Origin of the sequence: Microbacter margulisiae, assembly GCF_014192515.1 — a bacterium.
GTDB lineage: Bacteria > Bacteroidota > Bacteroidia > Bacteroidales > Paludibacteraceae > Microbacter > Microbacter margulisiae.
This window is the reverse complement of the sequence record NZ_JACHYB010000001.1, coordinates 94,796-106,655: the sequence shown is the minus strand read 5'-3', so window position 1 is coordinate 106,655 and position 11,860 is coordinate 94,796. Positions and strand designations below refer to the sequence as shown.

The following is an 11,860-nucleotide window of genomic DNA, read 5'->3' as shown; positions in this document are numbered from 1 at the left end:
TGCAAGGGATTTAGCACTTATGGGATGAGTATCCAGGTAATTCTTTTAAAAAAGCCGCGAATTCCTGTGTAAATCGCGTTCCTTTTGCCGTAAGTTCCCAATTTCGGCTAACCACTTGGTTTGTATTGGCATTCAACCACCTTCGACACTTAATCTTCAAATCAAATACCTTTCCTCGTATTGGAAAATCATGTATGGTTTGTTCCTGATGAAAGCCATGACAACGAAGAGGTTCTCCTGCATACTCTGAAGGAATATCAGGCTTTTCTTCAAGATAAACCGCATAACCTATCCCAATGTTCCTAACTGATTTTATTTCAAAATACTCCAGAATCCCTTCTGGCAATATTAACTCCAACAACTGATGTTCCGCTGACTTTAATTCTGTCTCTTTTTCCATGAAACAAAATTATCATTTTTTATCCTCTAACACAACTTTTCCGATTGATCCAGGATCTTCTTTGGCTACAATTTGAAACAGCCTGTCCCAATCGCTCTCGGTAATATGATGCATGAAACTGTTTTCATTTGCCATGCTCCACCACACGTTCCGGTAAGCTGCTAACCGGGCCACAACATAATGAACAAAACGGGCATTTGTTGCCATGCTCATTCTGTCAAAGCCCCACTTCGGTCCATCATAAGGGCGAAAAAGGATAACATCTGCTTGAATACCGAGATTCTCAAGCTGTTGCAGACATCTTTCAAAATGATGAAAATAAGCCACGTTAAAACGGGAGAAATCAAAATCTTCTATGGATGTTCCTTCAAAGGGAAAATTCTTTATTTTTAGAGGGCCGGATAAATATTTTTCGTTATACGGCGGAATCAGTAAAAAACGAACTTTGTTGAACGGGGATGATTTCAATGTTGCCAGTGTTTCTTCTCTCATTTCTTTAGACTGGAAAATCCATTCATAAATCGTAGTGCCAAATGGATAATAGGGAGTCCCATCGCGGTATTCAAACTGATATTGATCCCGCACCTGTACCGGTCCATGATCATCAGGTAATGCCGGTGTACAAACAAAGCTGCCTGTTTTGCCATTTAACTCTTCCCTGTTGCTGATGGTTTTGTATGTCCATACACCCACCTTATCCGGCATAAACCTGATTTTGAATATTCCGTTGCCATCATAAAATCCTTCAGGTTGGAAACTTTCTTTACCATTTGTAAAAACAGCACTTAGCTCTATGTTGACAAACGGGTTACCAGCACTGGGGCCTTTCAGTGTTACTTCATACATTCCCCATTTTTCAACACTGTTTGTTGGCGATTGTGCAAATGTCAAAACCGGAATCAACAAAAAAATAACACTTCCAAGGATATTTCTCATATGTTTATTTTTTATTTCCTTCCCGAAGCATGTATGTGACTGGCTAAAATAAGCATCTACGAAAGCAATAATAACGTTCTGGGTCGTTTTATACAGGAACGATTAATAATCTTCTTCTTATTCCGTTTGTAACCGGATATCCCGGCGATGTTGGGGCTTGCCAGTAACCATCGGTTGTAGCATAATAATAATGTATATCGTTCAGAAAAACAATGAGAGGAGTTTTTACCATCATAATGACAGTGAAATAAATTGGGTTCTGCCTATGAAAAGAAGCATGGGTAATGAATGTTCTGACCCTTTTGAAACTATACAAAGATAAATAAAATTTCCACTACCACAGGAGTTATTTACAAAAAAACGGATGAAACTTATCCTTATGTTTTGCCTTTTTTGTTGCCAAACGTTTCCTGTCTTGCAAAAATCAGGCAAGATATTATCGTATCATTTTCTCCATTAAATAAAACACACCTTTCCTCCATTTTGCCAGACCCACTTTCTTATAATCCAACGAATTGTAAAGGCGTAGTGCAAAAGGATTCTCCGAAAAAGCATCCAACCGGATGGAAGTAATCTCTTGCTTGTGTAATGTCTGTTCGATATATTCCATCGTCCTTCGCGCCAAACCCTGATGCTGATAAGCCGGATGAACACACAACCGGTGCACTATCCTAAAGCCGCCTCCTGTATCATTCCACTTTCCGTTATTGTATTCTTCGTCATATTCCTGGTTTACTACGAACACCACGGCAATAGCTCCTTCAATCTTCCCAACATAGAGTTCTCCGTTTTGTAAATCTGTTGTTAGGACATCCATCGCAGGGTAAATTTCATCCCATTGGTAGATTTTGCTAGAGAGCATCTCCCGGATTGCCTGCGTAAACAGATCGAATATGACCGGCAATTCTTCCAGCTTTCCCTTTTCATATCGAATTGCTTTGTTCTCAGTCATTCTATATTAATTGAATCATTGCCCCACTTCAGTTAGTAACCGCTTGTAAATCGAATAATTTTCATTGTCAAAGCAGACGAACCAGACATCAAGCGAGACGTTCTTTGCATTAAGGTAGTCAATCACCGTATGGATTGCAATATGTGCAGCCTCATCTTTTGGGAAATGGTAAACTCCTGTACTGATATTCGGGAAAGCAATGGAACGGACGCCTTTCTCCAGCGCAATATCCAGGCAACTGGTATAGGCATTCTTCAGGAGTTGAGCTTCGTCTTCCCATCCACCCCGCCATACAGGACCTACCGTATGAATAACATATCTGGCGGAAAGATTGCCTGCTGTTGTAACAACCGCATGGCCTGTCTCACACCCACCCTGCTTCTGACGAATCAGGATGCATTCATCTATAATAGCTTGACCTCCTGCGCGATGAATCGCCCCGTCAACACCGCCACCACCCAGCAAAGAGTTGTTTGCAGCATTCACAACAGCATCTACGGCAACTTTGGTGATGTCGCCATAAAGAACCTGTATCATTTTGATGAAGACTGTTTTTTCAATTGTTTATATCCTTTTCTGACAAGAAGAATGATCATCAATAGCCAACCTAACGGATAAGGAAGGATAAGGGTTCCCCACCACCAGGAAAGGGTTGACTTACCACCAAATCCACCCATCCATGATAAGACAAAGAGGAATACGACACCAAACACAATCATTAGAAAAGCGATCAGATAGCATCGCCATTGAGGTTCATGTTGCAGATAAAGCACAAGGGTTATAAATAAAAATGATTATCCGCAAAGCGACCTGTAGAAAAAGAGGCCAGAATTACGGTTGAGTTTGTAATAAAAAGTTCTCAATATATTTGTATAATTCATTGAAATACATTATATTTACAGCGTATTCAACAGTAAAAATACACGCTATGAATCTCTTGAATTTCATTCTAAATTTTCCCGATGAGGAATCCTGTATTGCGCATTTTAAGGCGCAACGGGATCAAATCGGTATTGTTTGTCCAAAATGCGGCAGCACAAAACATATTTGGCTTAAAAACAAGCTACGTTACGAGTGTACGCATTGTCATCATCGCCAGTCCATACGAAGGGGTACAGTATTAGAATTTTCTAAACTCCCTTTTCGTTACTGGTATGTTGCCATGCACCTTTTGACCAGTACCAAAAAATCTTTTTCGGCTTCCGAGTTGCAACGGCAACTGGGACATAAACGCTATCAACCCATTTGGGAAATGCACAAGAAATTGAGCGACATAATGGGTAAACGCGACAATGAATATCAGCTTTCGGGACAAATAGAACTTGACAATGCTTTTATTACCACTCTGATAAGTGATGACTGTAAGCAACAGAACTTAAAACGTGGTGCAGGCAGTCAGAATAAGTCTAAAGTCCTTGTAATGACAGAAAGCATTGTGGTTGAAAATCCAAAACCGGGTAAAAAGCCCAAAAAGATAAACCACATTAAAATGCAGGTAGTGCCTGATTTAAGAGCTGACACTGCCGTTGAAATTGTCAAAGAACAAATTGATTCAAAGGCGGAATTAACCACCGATGATTCAAAAACATTTTTTAAGCTACATCAAGCTGTGGAGTCTCAAAAGGCTCAGGTTATTGAACCAGAAGACCTTCAGAAGATACTTCCATGGGTTCATATCAGTATTGCAAACGTGAAACGTTTACTACTTGATATGCACCACCAGCTTAAAAAAGAGTATTTACAATATTATCTCAATGAGTTCTGCTATAAGTTCAACCGAAGATATTTCGGGGAAAAGATGTTCGATAGATTAGTGTTTGCCGCTGCAAATTACAATACCGATTTCAAATCCAGAATTTATAACAGGTCGCTTTGCGGATAATCATATAAATAAACTCCCTGCAACAATCACCACTGAACCTTCTAACGGATCAACAGCACCAAAAAACAACGCTATGATACCCACAACAAAGAGAATTCTTCTCCATTTCTCACTTGTTTTCATAGGCTTATTCCTATGGTTAATAGTGGTTTAACAACAGACATCACAAACAGTTATTCCTGTCTGCCTTTTTCTGTTTCCCTGCAAATGTATATATTTTTCCGGTGATTATCAGCAGGTAGATGGCAATGCAGGTAAAATAAAGATACGGCAGGATAATCAGGGAGTAACCGTCAATCTGCTACTCCCATCCCTTGATTGGGAGAGATGGGAGCGCAGTGTCTTATATCTTCATATTCATCGCAGCACGCACTTCTTCAAGCGTAGCGGCGCCTACTGCCCTTGCTTTTTGTGCACCATCGAGCAATACCTGGCGCACATAATCCATATTGGACTCCAGCTCGGTACGTTTCTGACGGAAGGGCCTCAGGTATTCATTAATCGACTCGGTCAGGAGTTTCTTCAGTTGACCGGCACCTCCATCACCGATATGTTCGGCAACGGCTTCGGGGGTGTTGCCCGTACACATGGAGATCAACAATAGCAGGTTGGCAATTTCGGGACGTCTTTCAGGTTCGTAGGTGATAAAACGTTCTGCATCGGTTTTGGCTTTTTTGATCAGGGCAGCCGTTTCGTCCTCGGTAGCACTTAGCATAATGGCATTGTTACGGCTTTTGCTCATTTTCTGCGAACCATCCAGACCAAGAATCATGGGCGACTTGCTCAGCAACGGTTGCGGTTCGGGGAACACGGGGTTCTCAGCAGCAAACTTCTCATTGAAACGGCGGGCGATCAGACGGGTCAGTTCGAGGTGAGGCAACTGGTCTTTGCCCACGGGAACCACATTCCCCTTGCAAAAAAGAATATCCGCAGCCTGGTGGACAGGGTAAGTGTACATCCCCGCGTTGATGCTCTTTAAACCAGATGCCTGAATCTCTTCTTTCACCGTAGGATTCCGGTTAAGTTCGGCATTCGACACCAGCGTAAGGAAAGGAAGTAACAGTTGATTCAGTTCGGGGACATAGCTGTGGGGGAAAATAAAAGTCTTTCCATCGGTGGGGTCGAGGCCGGCAGCCATGTAATCGAGGGTGAGCTGGCGCACGTTGTCCGATATCTTATCAAACGAATCCCTGTCGGTGAGTACCTGATAGTCGGCAATCACGATAAAAGTTTCCACTCCCAGATTGTGCAGCCTGACGCGGTTTTGCAATGACCCGAAGAGGTGCCCGATATGAAGACGTCCTGTTGGCCGGTCTCCTGTCAGTACGCGATAGTTTTCGGGATGAACGGTTAAGTCCTGTTCCAGTTTTTTACTTCTCTCAACGGTTGCCTCGTAGGTGCCTGATCCTGTTATTTCTGTATTCATTGGGGTTTGATTAATAATCTGTGTTATGATAGCGCGAATACCTTTCCCGGCATACAGAGGGGAAAAACGATTGCAAATTTACTTTCTTTTTAGAATTACGGCATAAATTCTGGCAATAAATTATCGCCTATTTACGCTGACCCCCTCCTACGACACCTGCAACTCACATATATTCTTTTATTTACCATTCAAAATAAATCATCTATCCATAAGCTAAAGCAGGAGGCAATGAGAACTGTTTTGCTTAACTTCTCATCTTCCTTATCTTCCTGCTATCCCACTTACTATGCATTATGGATCACATTAAGTAGTTCTTCTCCATATTGTTGTGTTTTATACTCTCCGAAGCCTTTGACGCCGGTTAGCTCTTCGATGGTTTTTGGCATGGCTTTTACCAGCATGAGCAGATCAAAATTAGTACAAATCATAAAACTCTTCAGCTTCATTTGGCTGGCCTTGTCCCACCGCCATTCCCTGAGGGCTTCGTATAGGCGGTTTTCTTCAGGTGTAAGGTTCCGGATCATTTCTTCGGTTATCTTCGGCAAACGTTGCTCTGTCTTTTCCTGTTTCACGGCAGGATCATAAAAAACCAACAGCGACCAGTAGTTAGGTGGGCCACTGATTAGCTCAACGTGTGTTTTGGTTACGGATACGCTTTCCAGAAAAGTATTGACAGCCTCCTGATCGCTATTCAGGTGTTCTTTTGTCAGACGGATATGAAAAATTTGTACTTGCATAATGTGTGATTTTTCTTCTGCTTGTTTTTATAGATTAAATAAAATCCTTTGGCGAAAGCCAGCAGGCAATGGAAGCTGCTTCGCTTAACTTCTGATCTTCCTGTATCTTCTTTAACTTCCGGCTTTCTTTTATTGTCAATTGTCATGTTTTAAGATGTCACCGCTACGCGGCTATTGTGATATAATGGATATCGTTTCCTACGAAGATGCCAGAGCTACGCTCCTCCCGCTACGTCAAATTTATACATCCGACGATCTAGGTCCCTCAATCCTTCAATCTATAGGGGCGTTAGCCCTGCGGTCTTCATAGAAAAATGGATCCCAAAAAAAGAAAGGGGCGTTAGCCCTGCGATCTGTTTTATTCATATGAGCCTGGATTGCCAAATTATCAGGAATTAAAGATGTCACCGCTACGCTCCTCCCGTATTATATTTCATTTCGTCATCAGGGAAAGTCCCTCTACTTTGGAGAGGGACTTAGGGAGAGGTCAGCATGTTCAGGATTACTAAAATATTATTCTTAAGTGTTATCCTGTCCCCTTTCACCAAAGGGGACAGCTCCTGAACATCATGTTTTGGTAACCATGGTAGCCTTTGCTTGCTCTGGCAGATTGTTCTGCCCTTCTGATGAAGGGAAGTACCCGAAGGGGGTAGGGTTAGATCTTCCTGTAACTTCCTTAACTTCCTGATTTTCATTATCAATTGTTCTTCATTTGGCTAAAGCCGGAATAGGAATTATTCCTGACATCGTAGAGACCTCAAAGGTTTTGAAAACCTTTAAGGTCTGTAACATAAACATCTCTACAAATGCACCGTCTCATATACTATTGATTTTTATCTCGGCATAAATGATACCGGCTTGCTGACCATTCCCCAGTCATGCTGATGGCTACTCTTTCACTCAATTCTGCTATTGCCATAGGTTTCTTGCTTGTAATGTGCAAAACGGCATTGTAGTTTTTCATACGATAACGTTTTTTTTTGTTTAACAATAGCGAAATCCATATAGCCGATGATTTTCCCGGACGGGACAATGGTACCGTGTTTTCATTCGCCTGAAAATTAATGAGTCGTAAAACTAAGGATTCAAAAGCCCTTGTGCAAATTTTTGAGGGCAAAGTTGGTAAAGGATTATAATCCTTTACCAAGTTGTTCAAAAAAACGACTTTTTGACCCGATTTTAACAATTTGACCCCGATATCTTTTTCCTTTACCCCGGTATCTTTTTCTTTTACCCCGGAGTTGTCTTCCTTTACCCCGGTATTATCTCCTTATTACCCGGGCCTGCTTAACAAACCGGGTCTATTCCGCAACGAAAAACAGGCAATCACGGAATTGAAAAGCGATTCAGGATGTGATGATGTGAAAAACCGGCGACGGGAAATGCCGAAAGAGTGTGGAGCCGGGAAAATACAGGGCATTGTGCAACCGAAGGAAATTGGAGTTTCCCATAAAACAGGAAGATATCTCTATCCCGGTGCTGTTATCTACCGGATGGGGGCTTCTGTGCTTCTGCCCATCCTTTTCTCCTGTTTCAGTTCGTCCTGGTAATCGGAAGGGCTTTTGCCATAGGCCAGCGCAGGCAGAGCCGGGAGGGCATGCCTGGCAAACTGCCGGGCCGTGATGCGGCGTGAAGGATCGAACAACAGCAACACATAAAAATAGAGCAACGGCCCGATGAACATCACCAGCACCTGGTCGAGGGGAAGATAGCACGGGAGCAGGAAGTCCATCTTCCGGCCGTATATATAATAAAGGAGTAGCATCCACAGGCTGAGTGCCGCCAACAGCAGGAAGATCCCTGACAGCATCCGGTTTGCCCTCCGGATAGATGATGGCCTCGCCCACAGCAGCAGGGCAAAGAGAACCAGCAGGAATCCGGACAAAAGGGAAAAGGCGGTGAACATGAATAAATGAGTAATGGACAATGAAAATTTGAAGAAAACCCAGGTAGTTTCGTAGCTGGCAGACAGAAATCAAATAACAGAACGACGGAATAGCAGATTGACATTCGACCTGTTGCTGCTTCTTTCCTTCAATCCTTTTCATGCCTAACCCTACCACCCAGGGGTACTTCCCTTCATCAGAAGGGCAAAACAACCTGACGAACAGGAAAAAGCTGCCATAGTTGCCAAAACATCATGCTCACGTGTTGTCCCTTTTGGTGAAAGGGGACGAGCGAAGCGGGCGGGGTTGGGAATGCAAATTCTTCATCATAAATTAAGCCTGTTAAATATTTCGACACAAAACTAAGTAAAGAAATTGGTGTTGCCAACATTTTGTATCAAATATTTCACAGAATAATCATTTAGTGTAAAGATTGACGAAGATTATATATGCAAATAAGAACAATATGAAGCTATTTTGTATTTTACTTTTTGTTGCCTGCGTGCAGGCAGCGGACACCTGCACAGGGAAAACATCCCTCTTTTCATGCTCTTTACAGCACAACACCCCGGCTCCTCTTATTGTACACCCTTATACCCATCCGCTCCCATTATATCAAATGTTGATAACTGATTGATATTTTTTGCTGTTAGATTAAAAATAATTGTTTACATTTGAAGCGGACATTGGAGAAAGAGGAAAATAAGTTATCATTACGATTTATATGCCTAATGTTGGGCTAACGGAAAGGGAAAAGAAAGCGTAATTTGAAAGCTATTCCTGTTCAGCACCGGATGAAACGGTTTATATTATAATGGAGGAGTGCTTTTTGATTGCAAATCGGATAGGATGAAAAAGATCTTCATTGCGTAGAAAGTTTACCTGGACATTCGGGTAGCAGACGACTGAGATATATTGCACATATTGCAACAAAAGGATATACGCCATAAACAGAAACACCCAGATAGATGTAATGAGCTTAATTACAGCGAATGTAGCAAACTTATAAGACGAATATGTGCTATGCTATGGCTTATATACAATTGAGGGGCGTATACACAGATGTTAGGGGCAACCTAAAAACAACGTCATGGCAAAATGTTACAAATGCGAAGTTGAATTGACTTCTGATAATGAATCAGAAGAACATATTATATTAAATGCTTGTGGAGGTCGATTAAAACCAAAAAACTTATTATGCAAAACATGCAATTCGGGATTTGGTGATTCTTGTGATAAAATCTTAGCTGATAGTACAAATGATTTGTCAAATCTTTTATTAATTAAGAGACATAGAGGCGAACCACAGTCAATTAAAGGTAAACTGACTTCTACAGGTGAAGATTATTACATTCAATATGGTGGAGACCCAATGATGTCGAAGCCGATTATTTCTGAAGTAGTTGATGGAGAAAAAGTCGAACTTTCTATTACGGCAAGAAATGAAAAAGAATACAAGCAAATACTAAAGGGATTAAAACGAAAATATCCTCAACTGAATATTGAAGAAGCAATAAAGACTGCTGAATATAAAAAAGAATATTTAGATGATACCATTCATTTTCAGTCAACAATTGGAGGGAAAGAAGTTTTTAGATCTATAACAAAAAGCGCAATCAATTACTTTATTTATAAAGGAGGTGATCGAAAATATATAGTGCACTTATTTGATTATCTTGATGAAAAAGAGGATTTAGACATTGTATGGATGCATTATCCTGAGAATACTATTTATGCACCTGTGGAATCAGAAGTAAGTCATGTAATACGTGTTATTGGAAATCCAAACGAAAAAATACTTTTTGCTTACATTGAATTATTTAATGTTCATAATTTCATTATCAAACTAAATGAAAACTATGATGGAGTCCCAATGGATGAAACTTATACTTTCGATTTAATTGAAATTAAAGAGATAATAAGGGTCATCCCTTTAAACTATACAAGGGGACAACTACTAGATTTGTTTGAGAATAAAGACGACAAGCCTTTTTTAAAAGTCCAAAAACGTTTTGAACGAGTTGTCGGCTTAGCAATGAAAAGACAATCATCAAACCATAATCAAGAATTAATAAGTAGAGCAATAAATAATTCATTAGGAAAATATCCAGAAGGAACGATTATTACAAAAGAAATGATTGATGAATTGGTAAAAGACACAATGAAAGAAATAACTCCAATGATACTACATCAATTAAAAAGGAAAAATAGAGATGATGATGTATAGGCAGTTGCTAACAGCCAATATAAGTAAGCTGGGGGTCAGTGGTTTGCGAAAATTTAGTACATTTAATCAAAATTGTAACGGGCTGATTGGTAGTGGCACGGAAATCCCAGCCTCCTCATATTGGCAAACCGTTACCGCTAATATTAATAAAAACCTAACTACATGGGACATCAATTAAAACTAGACATCTACTGCTTTTCAATTAAAGTAAGAGGGGAAAGAGACGCTGAACATAAAATATTCGGTGATTTTTTCCGGGAAAACTATTCACGAGAAGATGAAGATCCACTGCAAATCGACAAAAAAAAATTGATTAAACGATTTATTGGAGGATTTATTGATTCATTTCATGAACAATTCGTACTAAACAGAGAAGAAACAAAAGGTATTGCTACCGACTTCTTAAAACCTTATCCTTCAAAAAACATCATTGATGGACTTATTAATGGTGGCACGACCGGAATAGACCAAGACGTTTACGACAGAACAAATCCAAATCAAATAGAAGATACAATTGAAAGAGATAAAATCACTGCTCTTCCCTATTATTTTAAAATTTGGACACCATTCGATGGAACTGTCGGTGTTTTAATGATACAAAGTTATACAGACATGGGGGTTAATACATTAATATTCGAGCAGCTTGCAAGATACTTTGCTGATAAAAACCATACCATTGAAAAGTATAAACACGTCCCAGAGGACTATAAAGAAAGGTTCAAAAAGAAAAGTGTAATATATAAAGTTTCACTTATCAAGCAAGGATTAAGCAACAAAGCGAGAGAAAGTTTAAACCCCGTCTTCACTGAAAAAGAACATCTAAAAGTCAAAATTGAGATAACTGGATTTGAAGAAAATCCTGAAACATTCTGGAAGCTATTCAGAAAGAAAAAAATAATCAATTCAGATTTGACCGCACTTGAAATGGATGATGATGATGATTTTGAAACAATTGCAACATATAAAGATGAATTTGGACATCAGTCAAGTGCAAAAGTATCTAAAGAAAAAGATATTTTACCAACCTACTTTTTGAACGACTCATTGAAAAAAAAAGGAGTTGAGTATCCGGACTATGATTTAATTCGGAAACATACCAACTCTATTTTAGAAAAAGTAAAAAAAGAAATCGGTTATACTCCAGAAGATGTGGACTAAAATAAAAATATGGGAAATTAGGAAAGATGCACTGGAATCGCTTCGCAAGGATTATAATGGAAGCATCGTAAAAGACAAACGAATTGTTTTTTCATACTATTACGCTTTTCCTTTTGTTGTGTCAATAACTTTTCTGGCTGTTGGTGTATCAATAGACACAGATATTGCAAATTATTTTATTACAGGTATAAGCATTTTTTCAGGTCTGTTTTTTAATTTACTATTAGTTGTGGCTGACAAACTCAATATTCGGAAA

At 39.9% G+C, this 11,860-nt stretch carries 14 protein-coding genes; 3 read left to right on the top strand and 11 right to left on the bottom strand.

Going from position 1 to position 11,860, the window contains the following annotated elements:
- Positions 1–10 precede the first annotated feature (10 nt).
- The 6 genes from FHX64_RS00450 to FHX64_RS00425 form a co-directional block, all read right to left on the bottom strand.
- A complete protein-coding gene (locus tag FHX64_RS00450; protein WP_183411864.1) occupies positions 11–400 on the bottom strand; it encodes an ISAon1 family transposase N-terminal region protein in 390 nt (129 codons plus the stop codon).
- Positions 401–412: 12 nt separating this feature from the next.
- Complete coding sequence (locus FHX64_RS00445; RefSeq protein ID WP_183411876.1) at positions 413–1,336, bottom strand: DUF5060 domain-containing protein; 924 nt, start codon at positions 1,334–1,336, stop codon at positions 413–415.
- Between the two features lie 88 nt (positions 1,337–1,424).
- Positions 1,425–1,571 carry a hypothetical protein gene (locus FHX64_RS00440; RefSeq protein ID WP_183411875.1) on the bottom strand — a complete coding sequence of 49 codons (147 nt, stop codon included), beginning with the start codon at positions 1,569–1,571 and terminating at the stop codon, positions 1,425–1,427.
- 201 nt (positions 1,572–1,772) lie between these two features.
- Complete coding sequence (locus FHX64_RS00435) at positions 1,773–2,288, bottom strand: GNAT family N-acetyltransferase (protein WP_183411874.1); 516 nt, start codon at positions 2,286–2,288, stop codon at positions 1,773–1,775.
- Positions 2,289–2,303: 15 nt separating this feature from the next.
- Positions 2,304–2,825, bottom strand: a complete 522-nt coding sequence (locus FHX64_RS00430; protein WP_183411873.1) for an O-acetyl-ADP-ribose deacetylase — start codon at positions 2,823–2,825, stop codon at positions 2,304–2,306.
- A complete protein-coding gene (locus FHX64_RS00425) occupies positions 2,822–3,061 on the bottom strand; it encodes a phage holin family protein (protein ID WP_183411872.1) in 240 nt (79 codons plus the stop codon). The genes FHX64_RS00430 and FHX64_RS00425 overlap by 4 nt, the downstream gene beginning before the upstream one ends.
- A 155-nt stretch (positions 3,062–3,216) precedes the next feature.
- Between FHX64_RS00425 and FHX64_RS00420 the strand changes: the two genes are divergently transcribed.
- The gene (locus FHX64_RS00420; RefSeq protein ID WP_183411871.1) at positions 3,217–4,170 is read left to right on the top strand and encodes an IS1595 family transposase; all 954 of its coding nucleotides are present in this window, start codon (positions 3,217–3,219) and stop codon (positions 4,168–4,170) included.
- Here the strand turns inward: FHX64_RS00420 and FHX64_RS14370 are convergent, their stop codons facing one another.
- From FHX64_RS14370 to FHX64_RS00400, 5 genes are all read right to left on the bottom strand, one after another.
- Positions 4,171–4,293, bottom strand: coding sequence for a hypothetical protein (locus FHX64_RS14370; protein ID WP_281370782.1), 123 nt, complete (start codon positions 4,291–4,293; stop codon positions 4,171–4,173).
- Positions 4,294–4,513: 220 nt separating this feature from the next.
- Positions 4,514–5,596 (bottom strand): tryptophan--tRNA ligase, encoded by a 1,083-nt coding sequence (gene trpS / locus FHX64_RS00415; protein ID WP_183411870.1) that lies wholly within the window; start codon positions 5,594–5,596, stop codon positions 4,514–4,516.
- Positions 5,597–5,880: 284 nt separating this feature from the next.
- Entirely contained in the window at positions 5,881–6,333 is a 453-nt protein-coding gene (locus FHX64_RS00410) for an HRDC domain-containing protein (RefSeq protein WP_183411869.1), read from the bottom strand.
- 823 nt (positions 6,334–7,156) lie between these two features.
- Positions 7,157–7,297 carry a hypothetical protein gene (locus FHX64_RS00405; protein ID WP_183411868.1) on the bottom strand — a complete coding sequence of 47 codons (141 nt, stop codon included), beginning with the start codon at positions 7,295–7,297 and terminating at the stop codon, positions 7,157–7,159.
- 382 nt (positions 7,298–7,679) lie between these two features.
- Positions 7,680–8,381 (bottom strand): hypothetical protein, encoded by a 702-nt coding sequence (locus FHX64_RS00400; RefSeq protein WP_183411867.1) that lies wholly within the window; start codon positions 8,379–8,381, stop codon positions 7,680–7,682.
- 928 nt (positions 8,382–9,309) lie between these two features.
- Between FHX64_RS00400 and FHX64_RS00395 the strand changes: the two genes are divergently transcribed.
- Together FHX64_RS00395 and FHX64_RS00390 are read left to right on the top strand one after the other, a co-directional pair.
- Complete coding sequence (locus FHX64_RS00395) at positions 9,310–10,446, top strand: HNH endonuclease (protein WP_183411866.1); 1,137 nt, start codon at positions 9,310–9,312, stop codon at positions 10,444–10,446.
- 162 nt (positions 10,447–10,608) lie between these two features.
- A complete protein-coding gene (locus FHX64_RS00390; RefSeq protein WP_183411865.1) occupies positions 10,609–11,604 on the top strand; it encodes a hypothetical protein in 996 nt (331 codons plus the stop codon).
- Positions 11,605–11,860: the final 256 nt, after the last annotated feature.